General features: G+C 47.2%; 27 protein-coding genes and 1 riboswitch. Of the genes, 21 read left to right on the forward strand and 6 right to left on the reverse strand.

The annotated features are described in order from the left end of the window. Positions 1-33: 33 nt before the first annotated feature. From L985_RS06385 to L985_RS06415, 7 genes are all read left to right on the forward strand, one after another. Complete coding sequence (locus L985_RS06385) at positions 34-909, forward strand: SDR family oxidoreductase (protein ID WP_047396092.1); 876 nt, start codon at positions 34-36, stop codon at positions 907-909. 13 nt (positions 910-922) lie between these two features. Continuing rightward, a complete protein-coding gene (locus tag L985_RS06390; RefSeq protein WP_047396090.1) occupies positions 923-1,111 on the forward strand; it encodes a hypothetical protein in 189 nt (62 codons plus the stop codon). 152 nt (positions 1,112-1,263) lie between these two features. Continuing rightward, entirely contained in the window at positions 1,264-1,644 is a 381-nt protein-coding gene (locus L985_RS06395; RefSeq protein WP_023467846.1) for a GntR family transcriptional regulator, read from the forward strand. Further along, positions 1,637-2,314, forward strand: coding sequence for an ATP-binding cassette domain-containing protein (locus L985_RS06400; RefSeq protein WP_029341326.1), 678 nt, complete (start codon positions 1,637-1,639; stop codon positions 2,312-2,314). The genes L985_RS06395 and L985_RS06400 overlap by 8 nt, the downstream gene beginning before the upstream one ends. Next, positions 2,311-3,126, forward strand: coding sequence for a hypothetical protein (locus tag L985_RS06405; protein ID WP_047396088.1), 816 nt, complete (start codon positions 2,311-2,313; stop codon positions 3,124-3,126). Before L985_RS06400 ends, L985_RS06405 begins: the two co-directional genes overlap by 4 nt. 10 nt (positions 3,127-3,136) lie before the next feature. Then, on the forward strand, positions 3,137-4,231 hold the full coding sequence (locus tag L985_RS06410; protein ID WP_029341328.1) for a hypothetical protein: 1,095 nt from the start codon (positions 3,137-3,139) through the stop codon (positions 4,229-4,231). An 82-nt stretch (positions 4,232-4,313) separates the two neighbouring features. After that, entirely contained in the window at positions 4,314-4,607 is a 294-nt protein-coding gene (locus tag L985_RS06415) for a hypothetical protein (protein WP_047396084.1), read from the forward strand. A gap of 28 nt (positions 4,608-4,635) precedes the next feature. Here the strand turns inward: L985_RS06415 and L985_RS06420 are convergent, their stop codons facing one another. Both L985_RS06420 and L985_RS06425 read right to left on the reverse strand, forming a co-directional pair. Further along, positions 4,636-5,124 carry a DoxX family membrane protein gene (locus L985_RS06420; protein WP_051656236.1) on the reverse strand — a complete coding sequence of 163 codons (489 nt, stop codon included), beginning with the start codon at positions 5,122-5,124 and terminating at the stop codon, positions 4,636-4,638. Between the two features lie 127 nt (positions 5,125-5,251). After that, on the reverse strand, positions 5,252-6,436 hold the full coding sequence (locus L985_RS06425) for an MFS transporter (RefSeq protein ID WP_047396081.1): 1,185 nt from the start codon (positions 6,434-6,436) through the stop codon (positions 5,252-5,254). A 190-nt stretch (positions 6,437-6,626) separates the two neighbouring features. Here L985_RS06425 and L985_RS06430 point away from each other — a divergent pair, with 190 nt between their 5' ends. The 8 genes from L985_RS06430 to L985_RS06465 all read left to right on the forward strand — a co-directional run bounded on the left by L985_RS06430 (position 6,627) and on the right by L985_RS06465 (position 12,492). Then, positions 6,627-7,052, forward strand: coding sequence for an OsmC family protein (locus L985_RS06430; RefSeq protein ID WP_023467853.1), 426 nt, complete (start codon positions 6,627-6,629; stop codon positions 7,050-7,052). Next, positions 7,049-8,269 (forward strand): beta-N-acetylhexosaminidase, encoded by a 1,221-nt coding sequence (gene nagZ, locus L985_RS06435; protein ID WP_047396078.1) that lies wholly within the window; start codon positions 7,049-7,051, stop codon positions 8,267-8,269. The genes L985_RS06430 and nagZ overlap by 4 nt, the downstream gene beginning before the upstream one ends. A gap of 56 nt (positions 8,270-8,325) precedes the next feature. Beyond that, positions 8,326-8,428: riboswitch (TPP riboswitch) on the forward strand. A gap of 82 nt (positions 8,429-8,510) precedes the next feature. Continuing rightward, a complete protein-coding gene (locus L985_RS06440) occupies positions 8,511-9,104 on the forward strand; it encodes a thiamine phosphate synthase (protein WP_071908755.1) in 594 nt (197 codons plus the stop codon). Beyond that, a complete protein-coding gene (locus tag L985_RS06445) occupies positions 9,101-10,045 on the forward strand; it encodes an FAD-dependent oxidoreductase (RefSeq protein ID WP_047396194.1) in 945 nt (314 codons plus the stop codon). Before L985_RS06440 ends, L985_RS06445 begins: the two co-directional genes overlap by 4 nt. Further along, a complete protein-coding gene (gene thiS / locus L985_RS06450; protein WP_047396075.1) occupies positions 10,042-10,242 on the forward strand; it encodes a sulfur carrier protein ThiS in 201 nt (66 codons plus the stop codon). Before L985_RS06445 ends, thiS begins: the two co-directional genes overlap by 4 nt. Before the next feature lie 2 nt (positions 10,243-10,244). Then, the gene (locus L985_RS06455) at positions 10,245-11,009 is read left to right on the forward strand and encodes a thiazole synthase (RefSeq protein ID WP_047396072.1); all 765 of its coding nucleotides are present in this window, start codon (positions 10,245-10,247) and stop codon (positions 11,007-11,009) included. Beyond that, on the forward strand, positions 11,006-12,013 hold the full coding sequence (locus L985_RS06460) for a ThiF family adenylyltransferase (RefSeq protein WP_071908758.1): 1,008 nt from the start codon (positions 11,006-11,008) through the stop codon (positions 12,011-12,013). Before L985_RS06455 ends, L985_RS06460 begins: the two co-directional genes overlap by 4 nt. A 122-nt stretch (positions 12,014-12,135) precedes the next feature. Continuing rightward, the gene (locus L985_RS06465) at positions 12,136-12,492 is read left to right on the forward strand and encodes a hypothetical protein (protein ID WP_047396069.1); all 357 of its coding nucleotides are present in this window, start codon (positions 12,136-12,138) and stop codon (positions 12,490-12,492) included. 130 nt (positions 12,493-12,622) lie between these two features. Here the strand turns inward: L985_RS06465 and L985_RS06470 are convergent, their stop codons facing one another. Beyond that, entirely contained in the window at positions 12,623-12,991 is a 369-nt protein-coding gene (locus tag L985_RS06470; RefSeq protein WP_047396066.1) for a hypothetical protein, read from the reverse strand. Between the two features lie 231 nt (positions 12,992-13,222). Here L985_RS06470 and L985_RS06475 point away from each other — a divergent pair, with 231 nt between their 5' ends. From L985_RS06475 to L985_RS06495, 5 genes are all read left to right on the forward strand, one after another. Continuing rightward, positions 13,223-13,462, forward strand: coding sequence for a hypothetical protein (locus L985_RS06475; protein WP_047396064.1), 240 nt, complete (start codon positions 13,223-13,225; stop codon positions 13,460-13,462). Positions 13,463-13,667: 205 nt separating this feature from the next. Beyond that, positions 13,668-14,789, forward strand: coding sequence for an exonuclease SbcCD subunit D (locus L985_RS06480; protein ID WP_047396187.1), 1,122 nt, complete (start codon positions 13,668-13,670; stop codon positions 14,787-14,789). Then, complete coding sequence (locus L985_RS06485; RefSeq protein WP_047396061.1) at positions 14,771-17,776, forward strand: AAA family ATPase; 3,006 nt, start codon at positions 14,771-14,773, stop codon at positions 17,774-17,776. The genes L985_RS06480 and L985_RS06485 overlap by 19 nt, the downstream gene beginning before the upstream one ends. Before the next feature lie 13 nt (positions 17,777-17,789). Beyond that, positions 17,790-18,581 carry an AAC(3) family N-acetyltransferase gene (locus L985_RS06490; protein WP_047396058.1) on the forward strand — a complete coding sequence of 264 codons (792 nt, stop codon included), beginning with the start codon at positions 17,790-17,792 and terminating at the stop codon, positions 18,579-18,581. A 57-nt stretch (positions 18,582-18,638) separates the two neighbouring features. Further along, positions 18,639-19,376 carry a Bax inhibitor-1/YccA family protein gene (locus L985_RS06495; protein ID WP_047396056.1) on the forward strand — a complete coding sequence of 246 codons (738 nt, stop codon included), beginning with the start codon at positions 18,639-18,641 and terminating at the stop codon, positions 19,374-19,376. 42 nt (positions 19,377-19,418) lie between these two features. On the opposite strand, the gene L985_RS06500 is transcribed toward L985_RS06495, so the two are convergent. From L985_RS06500 to pssA, 3 genes are read right to left on the reverse strand one after another with little or no spacing between them, the layout of a single operon-like run. Continuing rightward, the gene (locus tag L985_RS06500) at positions 19,419-19,961 is read right to left on the reverse strand and encodes a GNAT family N-acetyltransferase (protein WP_047396054.1); all 543 of its coding nucleotides are present in this window, start codon (positions 19,959-19,961) and stop codon (positions 19,419-19,421) included. 25 nt (positions 19,962-19,986) lie between these two features. Continuing rightward, positions 19,987-20,460, reverse strand: a complete 474-nt coding sequence (locus L985_RS06505; RefSeq protein WP_047396184.1) for a DedA family protein — start codon at positions 20,458-20,460, stop codon at positions 19,987-19,989. Beyond that, positions 20,460-20,975, reverse strand: a complete 516-nt coding sequence (gene pssA / locus L985_RS06510) for a CDP-diacylglycerol--serine O-phosphatidyltransferase (protein WP_047396051.1) — start codon at positions 20,973-20,975, stop codon at positions 20,460-20,462. The genes L985_RS06505 and pssA overlap by 1 nt, the downstream gene beginning before the upstream one ends. 191 nt (positions 20,976-21,166) lie before the next feature. On the opposite strand from pssA, the gene L985_RS17100 reads away from it, so the two are divergent. Continuing rightward, entirely contained in the window at positions 21,167-21,646 is a 480-nt protein-coding gene (locus tag L985_RS17100) for a MerR family transcriptional regulator (RefSeq protein WP_235609865.1), read from the forward strand. Positions 21,647-21,660: the final 14 nt, after the last annotated feature.

Genomic DNA, 21,660 nt, shown 5'->3' on the forward strand with positions numbered 1-21,660 from the left:
TTCATTCAACAGTGATAAGGGAGCTGATCGTTCATGAGAGAAGAACAGTTCGAAGCGATGCATCAAGAAGCACGAGGACAGACACAGGAACAACAACCCGGTGTCGAGTACGCCATGAAACCAGAACCAATCTACGATGATCCGGATTATGTTGGTTCAGGAAAACTGACAGGGAAGGTCGCGCTGATCACAGGCGGGGACAGTGGAATCGGTCGTGCCGTCGCTGTCGCTTATGCGAAAGAAGGGGCAAACGTCGCGATTGTGTACTTAAATGAGGGGAAAGACGCTGAAAAGACGAAATCGTTGATTGAAGGCTACGGGGTCAAAGCCTTAAAAATCGCAAAAGATGTCAGTCAGCCAGAAAATGCACAAGCGATCATCGATACGGTCATTGCAGAGTTCGGTCAATTGAACATTCTCGTCAATAATGCCGGCAAGCAATTCCCGCAAGATGATTTCCTATCAATCACACCAGATCAATTGAAGGAAACGTTCGAGACGAATGTTTTTTCGATGTTCTATTTAATTCAAGCAGCGATTCCGCATCTGCATAAAGAAGATACGATCATCAATACCTCATCGGTAACAGCCTATCGTGGAGCACCGACGTTGATTGATTACTCAGCAACGAAAGGAGCAATCACGACATTGACACGCTCACTCGCCTCGAGCTTGATCGAGAAGGGAATCCGCGTTAATGCCGTTGCACCGGGTCCGATTTGGACACCTCTCATTCCAGCGACATTCTCAAAAGAAAAAGTCGAGTCGCATGGTGAAGATACGTTAATGAAACGCAGAGGACAACCGTCAGAAAATGCACCAGCTTATGTCTATTTGGCTTCTCGCGATTCAAGTTACATCACAGGTCAGACGATTCATATCAACGGCGGCGATTACATCACGTCTTAAGGGGGAGAACAAGATGAAGAAAAATCCGAATGAAGTGCCTGAACGCGAACCGGATCATCAACCGGACGAAGTCCCGCAGACACCACCGAGCGAGGTGCCGGATACGCCACAGGAAGACCCTGTTCGTCAGCCGGAACCGGATACGTTCCCAGAACCGACTGAAATTCCCGAAACACCGCAAGAGGATCCGAATCCATACTAAGGAGTGAAATAACCACCATCCAAAAATCGGATGGTGGTTTTTCATGGCGAAAGAAAAAAACCGTCTTGACAGTCAAACTGTATGGTGAGTATGATACAGAAGAGAAGTGTATTATTGTTTTAATACATTAAACAGGAAAGGGAGGTCTACCGATGCAGTTCGATCAAAGAAGCCCGGTGTACCTGCAGGTCGTGCGTTGGTTCAAACAACGAATCGCGACTGAGGAATTGCAAAGCGGGCAAGAAATCCCGTCCCGTCGCGAAATCGCCGCACAGCTCGGAATCAATCCGAATACCGCACAAAAAGCATATAAAGAGATGGAGGAGCAGCAATTGATTACGACAGAACGGAATGTCCCGAGTAAGATTACACGTGATCCACAAGTCGTCCAAAAAGTACGGGCCGAGATGCTTGAAGAAGCCGTCTCTGAATTCATCGATGCCGTCAAGGCAATTCAAATTCCACTCGATGAGGTCGTCTCGAAGGTCGAGACCGTCTATCAGGAAACGGAACGGAGGAAGATCGATGCTTGAAGTCCATGGCTTACAAAAGAAGTACGGAAAAAAACCAGTCCTTCAAGGTGTCTCATTCTCGGTTCCGATGGATCAACTGACGTGTCTGATCGGTTTGAATGGTGAAGGGAAATCGACGATCCTGAAGGCAATCGCAGGTCTTGTCCCGGTTAACGCGGGAACAGTTCTCATCGATGGCGAGATCAACCGAAATAAGATTGCCTTTGTTCCGGATATCCAGACGATGCCCGGCTACATGACGGTCGGTGATGCGCTGACGTACATGGCGGATTATTATTCCGACTGGAACCCGGCGACAGCGGATGAGCTAATGCGGATCTTCCAGCTACTCTCGACAGATAAGATCACGGACTTATCAAAAGGGAACCAAGCGAAGGTCAGCTTGATCCTCGGTTTCGCTCTCGATCGTCCGTACTTATTACTCGACGAACCATTCGCTGGGATCGATCTGTTTACGAAGGAACAGATTGCAGGATTATTCTCGAGTCACTTCATGGAAGGACGCGGCATCCTGATGACGACACACGAAATTCAGGAAATCGAGCACTTGATCGATCGAGTCGTCTTCTTACAGGACGGTCGAATCATCGATGAACATGAGACGGAAGAGATGCGAGAACTGTACGGGAAGTCGGTTCAGGACCGGATGCGGGAGGTCTATTTGCGATGAAACAATACATACAATTGACGAATGAAGAGATCAAACGGAGTTTTAAGCTTTATATAATCGCCGTGCTTGTGATGGCAGCGATTGAGCTGGTATCGGTCGTTGTAAACGTCAAACTACATGAGCGCAGAATCGAAGATTACTTGAAGGCGAATACTGCTACTTTGTATGACGCATTCAATGACATTGGAAAAATTTCGTTCATTGATACAACCTCCTTTTTCAGTTACATGACATTGATTGGTATGGCGTTAGTCGTTATTTATACAATTCAGATTTGGTACCGGGATTGGGTTGGTGAAACGAAATATATCTATCGTTTATTGATGCTTCCAGGAAATCGAGCAAGCATTTTCTTCTCGAAGTGGACGACATTACTTTTGATCATCACGAGTTTTCTCGGTATCCAGTGGTGTTTGATCCAATTCGGAAATCTATTATTTAATTGGTCTGTCCGAGTTGACTATCTGGATAAAGACAGTCATCGTACACTAGGAAGTACGTTAGGCGAACTCTTTTCGTTGAATTTGACGAATTTATTTGTAATTCTTTCAATATCGATGTTTATCGTGAGTTTTATATTCCTTCTTGTTTTAATCGAACGTTCTTACCGTAAATGGACTGGTCTTCTGAGAATGGGAGTCGAGATTTTCATCGTGGTTATTTTTACTGTGACAGGTCTTTATTTCTTAGAGCAAACTAAATTATTGTTGAACTCAGAAAAGACGCTTGTATTGATTGGGTTGTTCGTCCTCTATTTTGCTTATGTGATTTGGAGAAGTCTACGTTTATTAAAATGGAAAATTACGGTTTAAGGAGGACACTATGCGTTCGATAAAATATGTTTTACTTTTAGGCGTCATCTCTATCGTGTCTTTAGGAATTTATGTGGGACAAGTACTTTCGTTCGATAAGACGAAATTCGTCGTTGAAACAAAAAAAGGTGATCCAAACGAAGAAGTCGTCCGAAACATGCAACTTAGTCTTAGTGAGTGGGGACAAAATCCGAATGAATATAGTATTTCGATGAATGGGGATATGACGAAGGATAGTCAAACAATACTTTCGTTACTTTTTTATAATGAATCTAATTGGACCGATGCTCCACGATCGTTCCAACAATTTGCTTGGAAGAATGATACACATGTGTTTACAAAAGATTCGATTACATATGGAATCAATAGATTAAGCGAAAATAAACTTGAACTTCAGTATTGGAATGCGCAGACTAAGAAATTGACGAGCACAACGATTAAGCTGCCTGAAGATCAAATGAATAAACAGTTACGTTTTTCTCCGTTTCAACGAACAAAGGACAAGTTACTCATTGATGCGACCCCTCTTAATAGACAGATTGAAAGAGAATATATCTACCAAATCGATTTAAAAAAGAAAACGATAACTAAAATCAAATTACCTGACCGTTTAGGAAAAGGTGATACGATTCGATCGTTATACAATGGAAAAATGATTGTCGATCAATTAAAAGAATTGGAATATCCTGATGATTTTTTGTCTGAAACCGTCGTAAAGGATGGTCAACAAACAAAAGTATTAAAAGAATTCGATCAAGTCAACGAATCAAATGTCATAAATGATGGTAAATATTATCTAGGACTTCTTGAAATCTCTCTGAAACCATCGAGTAAGAAAAAGTTAAGATGGTTAATCTATGATGTTGAGTCAGAGCGACTAATTACCAAAACGATTAACCTCGAATCTCCTACATTAGAAGAAGATTTTTCCCATACGAGCTTTACTGTAGATCACGACCATATCTATTTCGCTTATCGAACGAAAAAAGATGAGGTCAAATCATTGGTGATCAATCCGGTGACATCTGAAATCGTTTACGAAGCTAATATTCAGAAACAAGGTTCGAAAAATAACATTTATCTAAATGAAGTCGTAACAAATTAATAAAAGTAACCAATTTCTACACATCACTTGAAACCTACCGTTTTCTTCCAACGTATAAAGACTATACGAAGGGGGGACTGACATGCAATTCTTGATTTTTGTCGTTTTCGCAGGTGCCATGTATTGGTTCTACTACAACTTCTTACTCGGGTATCGTAAGAAGAACATCACGCTGACGTTCGATGATCGGTTTTATTCACTCGACGAACATGTCTCAGCCATCGAACAAAAGCTCGCAACGGATGGGCACTCGGCACGTTATCTCGGTGACCGTCGTTTCGAAGTTGATGGCAAACCCTATCTGTTCCTCGAGCGGACAGTCTCAGTCGGCGGGGTTCCGACACAGCAGACGATTCTCGAGCAACAAAAAAAATAACTCTCCCGCGTACGGGAGAGTTTTTTCGTTAGACTGGAATCCGGTCAAGGGGATGCGGTTGCTGCGACGAACGATACCAGCGCATGATCCAGTGATCGATGCCGATATGATACGCAAAGCGTCCTGCAGCCAGTAAGGCGATTGACGCTGCTAGGAACAATGGGTTTAACGCAATCGTCCCAGCGAGTAAGTAATTGAGATTCATGATGCTTCCGACGACCAGTGCAGGAACCGTCAACAGACTAAGAATCAACAGGATCCCGACGACGAGTTCCGCGAACGGAATCAAGGCGTTGATCAGCCCGACGTTCGGTAAGGCGAGTTGCTCGATCCACGTCGCATACCACGAACTGACGAGTGCGTCTTCGCCAGTTGACTTCGCAAGCGCTCCTTCGAGAAACGGTTTCGCATCGAAGCCATTAATGTACTTACCGATTCCGGCGATGAACCACTGGATTCCGAGCCAGAGTCGGATGATCGTCAATAGACCGAGACCGATGATGTGTAATGCTTTCACTTTCAGACACTCCTCTACTACAACATAGTCCCCATCATACTGAAAAATCATCAGCGAGATGGGGACTATCATCATAACGTCATCGAACCGTCATCGACCTGTTACAAAAAAGGATAAGGTAACGGTTTCATGACCGTTGATCGAGGCGATGACTGATTGCAGTTAATAAAGCAGCAACGAGCGCAACCAGTCCACCGACGAGTGCCGTGTTCATCATCGGACCGTTCGCATAGACGATGCCACCGAGTGCCGAACCAAAAGCAATCCCGACGTTACTCGCAACCGGCATCAATGAAGCGGCGAGTCCTTTTGCTTCCGGATTGAACTTTTTAGCAAGGTCGATCAAGTAGATCTGTGTCGAAGTCGTTAGTAAAATCGACATCAACGACATCAAGGCGATGTTGAACAGACCAAGCGGAAGGGATGCTGTCGTGAAGTATAACGCAGCAAGAACGACTGCTTGCACGACGAAGACGAACCGTAAGCGTCCCATCGGATTTTTGCTAGCAATCTTTCCGGCAAGGATGTTACTGAAGATCGAGACGACGCCGTAAGCGAGCAAGATCGGACTGATCCACGTTTTCGCAATCCCAAGTTCTGTTTGAAGAATTGGTACGAGGTACGTGTAGACGACGTAGGTTGCCCCAAACCCAAATGACGGAATGAAGAAGGCGATCAGGATCCGTGGGTTGGCGAGCAATCCGAGCTGTTCCTTAATCGAACCAGAACCCGTCGATTGCTGGACCGGAACGATCTTTAAAACAGCGAGGAACGCGATTATTCCCATGACCGTCGTCAGCCAGAACGTGGCTTCGAAGCCAGCGTGTTGCCCGATGAACGTACCAATCGGAACACCTAAAACGTTCGCAAGTGTAAAACCACCGAAAATGAACGAGACGGCAACACCGCGCTTCGCGACAGGTACACCGTCACTTGCGACGACCATTGCGAGTGAGATCAAGACACCAGTCAGGATGGCTGTCAGAATGCGGGTTGCGAGCAATACTTCGTAACTTGGTGCAAAACTACTGGCAAGATTCAATAGTATCCAAGCAAGTAAGAGACGTAGGATCAGGCGACGCCGTTCCAGATGACCGGTCATCGACATGACGATCGGCGTACCAATCGCAAAGGAAATGGCAAAGGCCGAGACGAGCGTACCGGCTGTTGCGATCGTGATATCAAGGGCTGAGGAGATTTCAGCGAGGATCCCGACGATGACGAATTCGCTTGTTCCGAGAACGAATGTCAGGAGCGACAACGTAGCAATCAAGAGCCAATCGCGTCGACTTAAACGAGTAGTAGGTGACATGGATGATTCCTCAATTCTAGCGCTTGCGCGCGAAACTATGAGTAACAGGATAGCATGAAACGATTTCGTCGGGTATCGCAAAGCGAGATTTCGGGAAAAGAACCATTATTCGAAATAGCGTGTGAATTTCCAGGCTTGCTATTTTTTGCGTATACTACAGAAGAAGACTAATTATAAAGGAGTGGAAACGATGCAAGCGACAGTGACATGGAACAAACAGATGGGGTTTAGTGGACAGACGGAATCAGGGCATCATCTTGCGATGGACGCAGCACCCGAAAACGGTGGTGAAAACCAAGCACCACGACCGACCGAACTCTTGCTACATGCCGTTGCCGGCTGTACTGGAATTGATATCGTCTCGATTTTAGAGAAGATGCGCTTGACGATCACCCATTTCGAAATGGATATCGAAGGAGAACGGGCAGAGGATCATCCGCGACGTTTTACGTCGATCTCGATTCATTACCGGCTTGAAGGTGATCTCCCGGAAGATAAGGTCCGTCGTGCCATCTCGTTATCAAAGGATAAATATTGTTCGGTCTCGCAATCCCTGAATGCTGAGATTTCTGTCTATTATTCGATCAATGGTGTGCGGAGCGAGGATCCTTTGTGAAGAAAGTCGTACTGATCGGTTGCCTGTTGCTTGCAGGGTGTGCACAGGAGACGACGGAACCAACGAAACCATCACAATCAGAAACGAAGCAACCGACAGAAGAAAAGAAACCGAAACCTGAACCGACGAAAGAAGATCGACAACAAGCACAACTAAAGCAACAATTAAAAACGATGTCGACGTCAGAAAAGATCGATCAACTGCTCTACATCGGAGTCGCCGGCACGGAACTTTCAGCAGATGACCGGAAACTGTTAAAGACGCATGCGATTGGTGGGGTCTTACTGCTTGGCGGAAACATCACGTCGGAAGAGCAACTCTTGACGTTCACGCGTGCGATTCAAGAGACGAACCAAAAACCGTATGCGTTCGTCGGGATTGATGAAGAAGGCGGACGCGTCAGCCGGGTACCGGATCAACGATTACGTCTACCGACGAGTCAACGGATGGCGCAAGGAGCAGATGATGCGAAAATGGAAGACGTCGGACGTACGCTCGGACATTTGTCACGTTTTTATGGCTTCAACATGGACTTCGCGCCGGTCCTTGACGTCAACAGTAATCCGAACAATCCGATCATCGGCGACCGTGCGTTAAGTGCTGATCCGAATACTGTCGCGACGCTTGGTACGGCCCTGATGCACGGGATGCAGGAGACGGGAACGATTCCAGTCGTCAAACATTTTCCCGGTCACGGCAATACGAGTGTCGATTCCCATGTCGGGCTACCGAAAGTGACGGCATCAAAGGAAGAATTGAAGCGGACGGAACTGTTACCGTTCCAAGAAGCGATTCAAGAGGGCGCCGAGATGGTGATGGTCGCCCATATTCTCTATCCCGCATATGACGATACGAATCCGTCCTCGCTCTCAAAGCCGATCTTGACTGACCTCTTGCGTCAGCAACTCGGATTCAACGGTGTCATCATCACAGATGATCTCGTCATGGGGGCGATCACGAAACAATATGGTCTCGCGGAAGCGGCACGTCAGTCGCTCGTCAACGGAGCTGATATGGCGATGTTTTCAGAGGCAGGTGCTTACACAAAGGTTCATGCTGAAGTGATGCAAGCCGTCAAAGAAAAGACGCTGACGCCGGAGATGCTCGATGGCAAAGTGATACGCATCCTGAAGCTAAAGCAGACGTATGCCGACAGCCAAGAGCAACAGCGACCAACGAAATCGGAACTGATTCAGCAAGTGGAAGCGCTCAACTAGGACTAGCGAAGCAAAGCGACTCATGCTAGACTAATGGGGCAAGCCAATTAAACACGAAAAGACACTAGGGGAGTCTCCCAGCAGACTGAGACGGAAGTATCCGGACCCTTTGAACCTGATCTAGTTCGTACTAGCGGAGGGAAGTGGCTCGAAACCCTAGATATCCTTAGCGCTTCAGCGCATTTTCGGACCACTCCCTTCAACATCGGGAGTGGTCCTTTTTCGTATGGAAAGGAAGAACATGATGCGTTTACATCTGATTTCGACGGGATCCATTAATCCGCTTGACGAAATAAAGACCTTTCAATCGCTTCAACCCTATACGGATCAGCTGCATCTACGTGAACCGAACTTATCGGCGGCAGAATTACTTGATCTAATTGAAGCGCTCCTTGCGCACGGTTATTCGCCTGATCAGTTAACGGTTCATGATCGGGTCGATGTCGCCCATGTCACTGGCATCGGTGTGCAGCTGACGCGCCGTTCCTTACGTGTCCGCGATGTGCGACGTCATTTTCCGAATCTCGTCATCGGAAAATCGGTCCATTCACTAGCAGAGGCACTGGCAGCAGAAGCGGAAGGAGCCGACCGACTGCTGTACGGTCATATTTATCCGACAGCGTCGAAGCCGGACGTGCCACCACGAGGTATTGACGCCTTGAAGCAAGTCGTCACCTTCACGACGAAACCAGTCATTGCGATCGGTGGGATTACACCAGAACGCATGCCTGAAATCGCAGCGACCGGTGTAACCGGAATCGCCGTCTTATCGGGAATTCTCGGTCAAGCGGATCCACTCGCCGCCGTCAAGCATTATCAGGGGGTACGGGTATGACGAATCACATCATCATCGGCGGTGGAGTCATCGGTTTGACGCTTGCTTACGGTCTCGCCTGTCAGAATGAATCCGTCGTCGTCTTAGAACGCGGAGCAGGTGGACAAGGAACGAGTCGCGCGGCTGCCGGGATGCTTGCGACGGACATCGAGCTCAGAGAGGAATTGCATGCACTTGCCGCGCGAAGTCGTCGTCTGTATCCGCTGCTTGCACGTCGTCTCGAGCGAGAAACAGGCATCGATTGTGGATACCGGGAACAACCGTTTTTGTTAAAACGTAAAGGACGCGAGCATCTGTTTCCGGCTGTCGGTCAAATCGATCCACGACGACTGACGACTGCATTGATGTATGCCTTACACGCACGTGGCATATCGATTGAAGAACAGGTAGATGTCACATGCATCGAAGAGAACGATGACTTCATTAGGATCGAATCGAATGCGGGAATCTGGACCGGACGAACAGTGACGGTCGCTGCCGGACGGGGTTCGCAAGCTTTGCTCGATACAGCTGGTATTTCGATCGCCACATATGGGGTCAAAGGGGAATGTCTCGCCGTCCGTCTCGCGGGTCAGCCGTTACGCTCGATCCTGTTTGACGACGCTGTCTACCTTGTGCCAAAAGCAGACGGACGAATTTTGATCGGTGCGACCGAACTGCCGTACGACGAGACGGTCGGTGTCAGTGTCGCTGGGATCACGTCACTGCTTCAAGCAGCAGAACGACTGTATCCACCGATTCGTGACGCGGTCATCGAAGAAGTCTGGTCCGGTGTACGACCACAAACGGTGTCCGGCTTGCCATATATCGGAGTCACCGATTCATCCCGTCGGATCTTCCTAGCGACGGGGCATCATCGGCATGGCATCTTACTCGCACCGGCGACAGCGGAAGTCTTGGTAAATACATTACGGTTGATTCTGAAGGAGGAAGTCCGATGAACATTACGATTAACGGCAATGACCACACGATCGAACAGATTAAAACGATCGAGGACATGCTCACACAACTCGGCTTAGGGGAAAAGCTCGTCATCGTCGAACAGAATCGACAAATCATCGATCGCATGGCGTACGGTCAGACAGTCGTTCGGAACAATGACACATTTGAAATCGTTCATTTCGTAGGAGGAGGATAAACATGCTGAAAATTGGAGAAAAGACATTTGAATCACGGTTATTACTCGGAACAGGGAAATATACGGATGCTACGGTACAGCAGGAGGCGATCGATGCGTCCGCTTCACAAATATTGACATTCGCCGTCCGTCGGCTCGATATCTTCGACAAACAACAAGCGAATTTCTTGGAGTCGCTTGATTTAGCGAAGTACGATTTACTGCCGAACACGGCAGGTGCGAAGACGGCGGAAGAAGCTGTTCGGCTTGCGAAGCTTGCGCGGGCATCCGGTATGTGTGACATGGTCAAGGTTGAAGTGATCGGTTGCGACAAGACGTTACTACCTGATCCGATCGAGACGTTACGGGCTTCTGAAGAATTACTCAAAGAAGGTTTCATCGTCTTACCGTATACGTCGGACGATGTCGTCCTTGCACGGCGACTCGAAGAACTCGGTTGTCACGCCATCATGCCGGCAGCGTCACCGATCGGTTCCGGGCAAGGCATTCTCAACCCACTTCATCTACGATTCATCATCGAACAAACGACGGTCCCGGTCATCGTCGACGCCGGGATCGGCTCACCGACCGACGTCGCCTATGCGATGGAACTAGGAGCGGATGGTGTCTTATTGAACTCCGCTGTCGCCCATGCTCAAGATCCGGTCAAGATGGCGCACGCCATGCGACTAGCTGTCGAAGCAGGGCGCTTCGGATACGAAGCGGGACGTATCGAGAAGAAACAGTATGCGATCGCGAGTAGTCCAACGAGTGGATTGATTCGATGAACCGTTACTCACGGCAAACTCGATTTCAACCGATCGGGGAAGCGGGACAAGCACGCTTGGCATCAGCGAAGATACTGATCATCGGCATGGGAGCGCTCGGAACGGCGTCGGCAGAGCAACTCGTCCGCGCCGGTGTCGGCGTCGTCCGAATCGTCGACCGCGACTATGTCGAGTGGAGTAATCTACAACGACAACAGCTTTATACCGAGGAAGATGCGCGTCACATCGTACCAAAAGCGATTGCCGCAAAAGCACGGCTTGAAGCGATCAATTCGACGGTGACGATCGAAGCGTATGTATTAGACGTCGACCGGGCAGCGCTGACGTGGCTTCTCGATGATATCGATCTGATCATCGACGCGACGGACAATTTCGATATTCGCTTGCTGATGAACGACATGGCGTTGATGCGTTCTATTCCGTGGATTTATGGTGGATGCGTCGGCAGTTATGGGATCACGTTTACCGTCCGTCCCGGGGAGACGCCGTGTCTGCATTGTCTGCTCGATCAATTACCGCGAGATCAGGAGACGTGTGATACAGCGGGAATCATCGGACCAGCTGTACAGATGGTCGCTTCCTTGCAGGTGACAGAAGCGTTGAAGTGGTTAAGCGGAAAGACGGACGCCATGCGGACGCGCTTGCTTGCGTTTGATGTCTGGTCGAATACGTTTCAACAAATTAACGTCCAGTCACTGAAGCAAACGGAGTGCCCGTCGTGCGGCATCGAACCGTCCTACCCTTACTTATCGGATCAAACGGTTCATTTCACGGCACTGTGCGGTCGGGATGCCATTCAAATCCGGGGAGACGGACAGCGGGATCTGGAACAGTTGAAACAACGTCTCCAGCCGGTCGCTGCGATTTCCGCTCATAATCCATATTTGCTGGCGTTTACGACGGACGAACATCGGATGGTTGCTTTCCGAGATGGACGCGTTCTGATTCATGGCGAGGCGGATCTCGTCAAAGCGAAGCGGCTCTATCATGCCTATTTCGGCTAACGTTCACAAAACATTAAAAACTAATTTTAAATATATATGTTTTAAATGTTTGAAAAACAGGTAAATAAGACTTCAGACATAAATCGGTCTACAAGTTTTGAACGTGAAGAGGAGTGATTCAGATGAAACAAGAATTCGATCCAATCAAGGATCAAGCACAGACGGAAGACGCCCAAGCAGTTGTTCAGCAAGCCAACTGGAATCCGGATCGGTACCGGACGAACTTGAACCCATTCTATCTGTCACCTTGTAGTGTCGAACGTAGAGAAGACGTGCATCAGGATGCATCGAAAATTCTCGAAGTCGAGACGTCGTCGCCCCTCCAACAACTTTTTGAACACAATCAAGCAACGCATAAATCAGAACAATCGGGCAAAAAATTCAAGACAGGCATCGTCGTCGGTGTCGGTGCGATTATCGGCGGATCGGTTTCTGTGATTCGTTCCGTTCAACGATTTAGAAGACAACGGACGAAATAAAACGTTCGTTGTTCGAACACAAAAAGCAGGAGGCAATCGCCTTCTGCTTTTTGTGTTACCCTTTCGTTTCACAAAAGAAATGAAGAGGTTTTAGTATGTATGTTGTTTCTACTTGTTATATCTAGATTTATCAGTTAGTTACGTTATCAAATGCGGTAGATTTACCGTTCACGTAAACATCGATAATTTTATGTTCAGGATCTAATGTTAACTTGTAGACATGCTGCTTCGTTTTCTTATGAGTTTTAGATTCATTCAATTTAATCTTTAGCGTATCTCCTTGTTCCTCAAGATCAGTAGCAACTGTTTTCTTTGACTGATAAACAACATAAGCGACTTTGTCTTTCGTATTGATCAATTGCAAGGTATTGTCGGGATTGATCTTCGTTTGTATTTCGTTTGGTACAATCTTTAACTCACTAAAACTGAGCTTAGACTCGTTGATGCTACAGGCTGATAACAAAGTACATAACAGAGCTAACAGTATAAGTCTTTTCATGTGTTCCCTCCTGGCTTTCAAATGAGAAGTATACATTGTATTTTAACAGTTTTTTAAAGTATGCAGACCTCAAAAACTAATAAAATTTTCTATATTAGCCATATTATTGATTCACAAAAAAATAAAATGGTAAAGTAAATACTATTGATTAACTCATTTCTATAATTATAAATAGCGATGTAATATCAAGTTTAAACAATTTTAAGTTATATAGTAATCGGAGGGTTTTAATTGCGTAAGATGGGATTTTGTTTTGTATTAGTAGCTTTGACTAAACTATGGCTATCTATTTACTTAGCTGAGTTTTTATTTCTTAGAGAGCTAGAGGTGTACAAAAGTGTCGGAGGTGATGCGATTGACATGATTCCGAGCCTTACTTGGTGGATCATTCTTTTGGAATGTATCATAGGTATTACTTTGATTGTTACAGATGGGAAAAGAAAACTAAAACAGACTGTAGATAAAAAGTAAACGTTCTATCTATTTTCTATTGAAACTAATGTGTAGTTTTTCTCTTAGTCGAGAAGAATTACACTTTTTTCGTCATTACGTATCATTGGATTGATGTGCAACACGAAAACTTCTGCTTTTTGTGTTCCAAACAGATGTTCGTCGCAGAACGAACGCTTGCATGCTACACTTAAGCTACTATATTCAAAAAGTGAGTGTGATGAAGATGAAATGGATACATACTGCCGATTGGCATCTCGGCAAAATCGTTCATGGCGAGTCGATGCTCGAGAACCAGCGGGCGGTCTTAGCGGATTTTTTGGCACTCGTCGACCGCGAACAGCCGGATGCGATCGTCATTGCAGGTGACTTATACGACCGTGCCGTGCCACCGACGGAAGCCGTCGAACTACTCGATGAGACACTGGCTGCCTTGATCCTTGACCGGGATATCCCGGTCGTTGCGATTAGCGGGAACCATGACTCGGCCGAACGCTTGAGTTTCGGAACGACGTTACTCCAACGAGCAGGTCTGCATCTCGTCGGAAAACTAACGCCGGTCATTACTCCGGTCACGATCAAAGGAGTGTCGTTTTACCCGGTGCCATTTGCGGATCCAGCGACCGTTCGGTACGTGCATCAAGACGAAACGATCAAGACACATGATGATGCGATGCGGACGATCCTTGCCGGATGTATTCCGGACGGACCGAGTGTCCTCGTCGGTCATGCCTTTGTGATCGGTGGACTCGAGACGGATTCGGAGCGACAATTGTCCGTCGGAACGGCAGGGCAGGTCAGTGCGAGCCAGTTTGCACCGTTCACCTATACGGCACTTGGTCATTTGCACAATCCGCTTGCGATTCAATCCGAGACGGTTCGTTACAGCGGATCGCTTTTAAAATATTCGTTTTCGGAAGCAAATCATGTCAAAGGGGTCGATGTGTTGACGTTGAACGATACAGGTACGTTCGATCGCCGGTTCGAACCACTTGCACCGAAACGTGACTTGCGGGAACTGACTGGAAGTCTTGCTGAACTGACAGATCCGGCGTTCGTCGCGACACAAGACACGGACGATTATCTAAAGATCAATCTAACGGACGGCGAAGCCTTGATGGATCCGATGGGAAAGCTGAAAAAAATCTATCCGAATATCCTGCACCTCGAGCGAATTGGATTCGTCCGCGAGAGTACGCGGGCGGTCAAGGCGTCGCGTGAGCAAGTCAAGGATGCATCCGTTGCGGATCTGTTCAGTGAGTTCTATGAAGCAGTCCGTGAGAAGAAACCGACGGAAGCGATGCAAGCCGTCCTGAAGGAGGAAGCGACATGCGCCCAGAACGACTGACATTACGCGCCTTTGGACCATTTGCTGGTGAAGAGACGATTGATTTCACGGCACTTGCCGGACGGACGATGTTCGTCATCTCCGGGAATACCGGAGCAGGAAAAACGACAATCTTTGACGCATTGACGTTCGCCCTGTATGGCGAAACGTCAGGTGGCGAACGGGAAATGAGCGAACTGCGAAGTCATTTTGCCGTGCCTGAGCAAAAGACGGAAGTTGAACTGGAGTTTACCCTTAAAGGGGAACGGTACCGGATCATCCGCCAACCAAGTCAACCACATCCGGTCAATAAAACTGGCTACTCGCATGAAGCCGAGCTCGCTCGGTTGGACGGAACGACATGGAAACCGCTCGCGGTCAAAATTCCAGAAATCAAGCAACGGGTTCAAGAGCTGATTCAGCTCGACCATAAACAGTTTTCGCAAATTCTCCTGTTGCCGCAAAATAAGTTCCGCGAACTGTTGATGGCAGAGTCAAAAGACAAACTGCAGATTCTGAAGCAGCTGTTTAAGACGGAACATTATGGTGAGTTCCAGCAACGATTGCATCGACAAGCGCTCGATCTTGCGGCACGCATCAAGGAAACAAAGACGAAACAATGGGCAAAGCTTGAGGAATTACCATTGCAAGCGAACTGGAGTGAACTGACGGAAGGCGACATCCGGTTACGGATGGAGGCATTGACGACAGAACGGGACGAATGGTTAACGGCTGCACGTCAAGCTGAAATAGAGACTCGTGCAATCGTTGAGAAGAAAACGACGCAATTGCGACAAGGCGAGCAACTTGAAGCGGTTTTCCAAGAGCAGGAGCGACTTCAACAGACGGAACAGTTGCTAATTGACCGCTTACCGGAAATCAAGCAGATGCAAGAAGAAGCGATGGCGGCTGAACGCGCTCAAATCGTCGGACCGATCTATGACCAGTGGCAACAGGATCAAGAACAATTGACGCAACTGACGCATCGAAAACAGGAAACTGAACAGCACATCGCTCGCTTGAAAGAGCAACAAGAGGTCGTGCAAGCAAAAGTGGATCGATTGCTAGCGGAGGAACCACAGATTGAGCAACTCAGTCGTCGTCTCGAAAAGATTCAAGAAGAGCGCGAACGCTTGGAAGCAGAAACGGCTTTACGACAACAACAGCAACAACTAGTAGAACGTTTGAAGCTTCTTGACCCAGAGTCATTACGGAAGCAACTCGAACAAGCACGGACGGATCGAAAGAACGTTCAAGAACAACTGCATCCATTGCAAAACGTCGGAGCAGAGCGCTTACAGGTGCAAGAACGGCGCTTCATCCTGCAACAACTGGCAACGAAGATAGCGGAACACGACAAATTGGAAGCAGAACGACAACAGCTGATCGTCCGCGGTACGAGCGTTCGGGATCAAAAAGAGGCTGCAGCGCGCCAGTATGAAGAAGCCCGCAAACACGAACGGGAACAACGGGCTGCTGAACTTGCCAAAGGATTGACGGACGGGACGGCTTGCCCGGTTTGCGGGAGTACATCGCATCCGCAGCATGCTGTCGCCGTCGCAAAGGAACGATCCGTCGATGTAGCACAACAGCGGTTCCTAGAAGCGCAACAAGCACATCAAGAGTTACAATCCTCGTACCGGATAGTTGCGGAGCGTCTGCAGCAACTGACGACCGAGATGCAAAAGACGAGTGAAAACAAGTCATCTCATGCGGATGTTTCAGCACAGCTTCGGGAAGTCGAACAGACGGAAGCCCGATTAACGGCAGCACAGACGGAAAAAGCGCGTCTTGAGACTCGCCTGCAACAACTCGAGCAATCCATGGACCAGCTACAACTGAATATCGATGCAATGATCAAAGACCGGACCGTTATCGAATCGGAATTGGCACACTTGTCTGGTCGCCTAAGTCAATCAGGAGAGTCCACGAAGTCGCTACTAGCACTCCGTGAGGAACAACAACAGGCAGAAACACGTATTGAGCAGTTCAAACAAGACAAACAACGCCAGCTACGCGAGAAGGAACAGCTCGATCGTGATGTCTCAGAACAACAAGGACGTTTCCGCCAATTGACTGAGGCATCTGCTGAACAAAGCGGCCGATTAACGAAACGCGAAAACGAATTACACGCAGTCTTGGCAGAAGAAGCGTTTCCGACGATCGAAGCCTTCCGTGATGCAAGACGGTCTCGTGACGAACTCCGTCACCTCCAAAACCGTTTGGAACAAGATCGCCTCGAGCGGCAGGAACTGAAACTGAAACAGGAACAGGCTCGCTTGAAGACGGACGGGCAGGTTCGTCCGGATCTTGAACAGTTGCGGATGGATGTGAAGACGGTGTCGCTCGAACTGACGGAGCGCACTGACCGACGTGTCGGGCTTGAGAAGGAACGCGCACATATCGATCAGTTGATGGCAGCTTGGGAAAGCTTACAACGACAAATCGAGGATGAGGATGCGAGATACGGCATCATTGGCGAACTCGCCCGCGTCGGTGTTGGCGAAAACGCACAACGAATGACATTCGAGACGTATGTTCAGACGGCTTACTTCGATGAGATTTTGTTCGCCGCAAACCGACATTTGCACGAGATGACCTCTGGTCGTTTCCAGCTGGAACGGAAAACGGAGGCGGGAAAAGGACTCAAGAAATACGGGCTTGATTTAAACGTCTTTGACGCGTACACGTCACAAACACGTCACGTCAAGACGTTATCCGGTGGCGAAAGCTTCAAAGCATCCCTTGCGCTTGCGCTCGGATTGTCGGAAGTCGTTCAAGAAGCAAGCGGTGGTGTGTCGCTTGAGACGATGTTCATTGATGAAGGATTCGGAACACTTGATCCAGAATCACTTGAACAAGCAATCGAGACGTTGCTTTCGATTCAAGCGAGCGGTCGGATGGTCGGGATCATCAGTCATGTCCAGGAACTGAAGTCACGCGCTGACGCCAAAATTGAGGTCAAACAAGGAAAAACGGGGTCGACGATTACACTAGTCGTCGAGTAAGGAGCTAAGATTGATGGAAACACGAAACATGGTCACGAAATCACAAATCAAAGAAGCGTTACGCGAATTAGGTGTGACACCTGGGATGAAGCTGTTCGTCCATACGTCACTCAAACAGATCGGCTGGATTCCTGGTGGCGTGCAAGCGCTGATCGAGGCCTTACAGGAAGTCGTCACGACCGATGGGTTAATCATGATGCCGGCGCAAAGCACCGATAATTCAGATCCGAAAAACTGGAGCCAACCGGCTGTGCCTGAAGAATGGTGGGAAACGATCCGCCGTGAAATGCCGGCTTACGATCCAACAAAAACGGTCACACGCGGCATCGGTCGTGTACCGGAAGTCTTCCGAACCTATCCCGGCGTCGTTCGAAGCGACCACCCGATGTGGTCCGTCACCGCTTGGGGGAAAGATGCGGTGACATTCGTTGCTGATCATACATTAGAAAATGGCTTCGGACCCGGTTCTCCGATCGAACGCTTCATCGAGGCGGACGGTCAAATTCTGCATATCGGTTCCCCTTGGAATACGACAACCGTCTGGCATTACGCGGAATACGGATTGAATCGTCCGGACGTCGAGGATGGCTGTAAAATCAAAGAGGGAACGACGGAACGATTCATCCATTACCGACACCGTCAAATCGATAGTGATGCGTTTGGTCCGATCGGGGAAGCATTAGAAGACGCCGATTTCGTCACGTCCGGTTTGATTGGACAGGCAAAATCGTACCGAATTGATGCTAAAGCGTCGATCCCAGTCGTCATGTTACAATTAAAAGCGCTTGATCAATGGTTATTTTGAAACTTTTTCGGGAAACCATCGTAGTAGAAAACAGAATCATAAAAAGGAGTGAAAGCAATGGCTTCACGTTTTAAAGTTAACCCGGCATTGCGTCGCGGATTCGATACGGCACGTGTCGGAGAACGACCAATGACAAAAAGCGGGACGATGAGCAAGATTTTCTTGATGCTCGCTCTCGTCACGGCAGCAGCAGGGGGCAGTTGGTTCTTCCTCGCAGAAAATCAAGTGTTCCTATTCCCAGCATTAATCGGTGGATTCGTCATCGGTCTGATCCTTGCCTTGATCATCACATTCAAACCGGCAACAGCACCGGTTCTTTCACCAGTCTATGCACTGGCAGAAGGTGTCGCTGTCGGAGCATTGTCACTCGTCTTTGAAAGCATGTACCCAGGAATCGTCGGAAAGGCAGTCCTCGCAACATTCGTCGTTGCATTCGCGATGTGGTTCGTCTACTCGACGGGTATGATTAAAGTAACGCAACGTTTCCGTTCTGCAGTCACAGCGGCGATTCTTTCGATCTTCGTCTTGTACGCAGTCAACTTGATTCTCTCGTTATTCGGTGTCGACCTCCCATTCATGACAGGTAGCTCACCGCTTGCGATCGGTATTCAGTTCGTCATCGTCATCGTCGCTTCCTTGTCACTCGTGATGGACTTCGATTTTATCTCGCAACAAGTTCGTGCGGGTGCTCCGAAATCGATGGAGTGGGTTGCAGCATTCGGATTGATCGTGACGATCATCTGGCTCTATATCGAATTACTCGATCTCCTGTATCGCCTTGCGGCACGGGATTAATAGCAACAGACGACGGGTTCTCCGTCGTCTGTTTTTTTATCGTCAATTTGTCTTTAAGGGTGACATTACTTTTTCAAAACGAAAGAATTCGTATTCTTCATCGGACGAGGGCGCTTCGCCCTCTACATTCGGACCAGGGTTCCCTTTATGATTAAATTCGACGATGTGGAAACCGCACTTATTCACATAGAAATGAATATTACGTTTTTCAAAGTACGGGGTATGCAGCTCCCATACGTTTGTTTGTGGAAAGGCGACTTCAATTGCTTCCCAGGCTTTCGTACCAATCCCTTTTCCATCTGCACTTATATATATAAAATCGACTTCATTATGCTGTGTTTTTTCATCAATCCGTAGCACCACACCTCCGACTTTTTCACCATCTAGGACGATATGAAGAATAGTAGCGCCCTTCGCACACAATGAACGCTGTATATCTTCCTCTGAAGGAATAGGTCCCATTTCTGTTAAGTCTTCATGTTGACAGCTATCTTGCCAACCTTTCATAAAGTCATCTTGTAATGCCTTTTTAAATTTTGGTAAGTCTTCTGTTGTTACGGGTAATAGCTCGATTTTTGAATCCATGTTGTTTTCACCTCATCCTAAAAAATTAAAAAAAGCGTCCAATGGTTAAAAATATTAAACTCCATATGCCAATACTAATACTGGTATAGAACGCATACGTTTTTATCGACATATGCGACATCCCGCAGAAGTAACCAGCGAAATGACGCATTCCCGGTACGAAATAACTCACGACAAGCGCTACTGCACCATACTTCCCAATCCACGTTTCAGCTTTGCTACTCCATTTTCGGGGAGCGCTCATCCAACGTCCTAGCCAATCAAGTAAAGGACGGCCTGCTCGTTGTCCAATGAAATAACTGAATAGCATTCCGATGAACGACCCAATACATACGACGACAAATGTTATACCATAATGTAGAAGACCGATTTTTGTAAAATAGCCAACGAGTAAAATCATCAATTCATCTGGAATCGGAAGGCTGAATATGCCGAAGGCAAGTACGAGAAAAATGGCGAGATAGCCATAGTCTGTAATCATCGATTCAAATAATGCCATCATATTGTTTGTTCATTTTCTGTGCTGATTTTTTTAGCATGTGGAATCTTCACATGACTGATCATTAAATAAGAAAGCAGGCACATGATTCCGGCGACGAACATAGGTGATAAGAAGATCGTAGTTAACAGTAGAATGACAGCAGCCGCGGGTACGGGTAACCCGATAAAAGTCGGTAACTCACTTTGCGTCGTATTAAATCGTGCTAAGCGAAGTAATGCACAGACATTGTATGACACAGCGACGAAAAGACCGATTTGTCCAAAATCACTTAATAAAACATGATAAGCAAAAAGTACTGGGGCAATACCGAACGTTACTAAATCTGAAAAAGAATCGAGTTCTTTTCCAAATTCGGATACAGTTCCTAGTTTTCTAGCGATCCTCTCGTCAAATAGATCAAACAATAACCCTAATAAAATAAATCCAATTGCTGCACTAAAGTTCTCCTCGAGTACGGCAAAGATAGACAACATTCCACAGACGAAGTTACTAATCTTTAAGGTTGCGGGTATAGCAGTTTCGGCATAATATGAAGTCTTCCTTTCCTGACATGAATGAGCGGATTTGAATCCCTAAGCGACTCATTCAAAATAATTTTTAGTCAGAGTACACGATGGTCGTTTTTGCAGGTATATGTTACTCTCACAAAAAGAGCATAAACTATGGAGTCACTCCAGGGTAAAGGGGGTAAAAAAAAGAAAAGATGAAAACTTATTTGCAAAAGAAATTTACAACCGGTGAATTTGCAAAACTTCTTGATATCAACAAAGACACACTTTTGTATTACGATAAAATTAATTTGTTTAAACCGGCTGGTACTTATACGAACGGATATCGCTACTATACGTTTGAGCAATTTGATCAATTTATGGCAATCCATTCATTACGACAAGTAGAAGTCCCGATTAAAGAATTAAAAACATATTTTGAAACACCGACGATACCATCGTTGCGACAACTGGCATTAAAACAAAGTGAACAAGTCGCGCTTGAATTAAAAAAATTGCAGGATATTCAGCTTTTTTTACATCGTGTCGTAGAACTGACAGATGAAATGCAAGCGATTTCGTTCGGAGAAGTGCATTTTAAAAAGTTAGCTGAAGAATCGATTGTACTGAGTGAGGAAAAACTAGATTGGTCATTGTCTATTGAAGAGTTGTATCAGCACTCTAGTGTATTTTAAAAAAAACTTGGTGT

Origin of the sequence: Exiguobacterium sp. ZWU0009 (assembly GCF_000798935.2) — a bacterium.
Taxonomy (GTDB): Bacteria; Bacillota; Bacilli; order Exiguobacteriales; family Exiguobacteriaceae; genus Exiguobacterium_A; species Exiguobacterium_A acetylicum.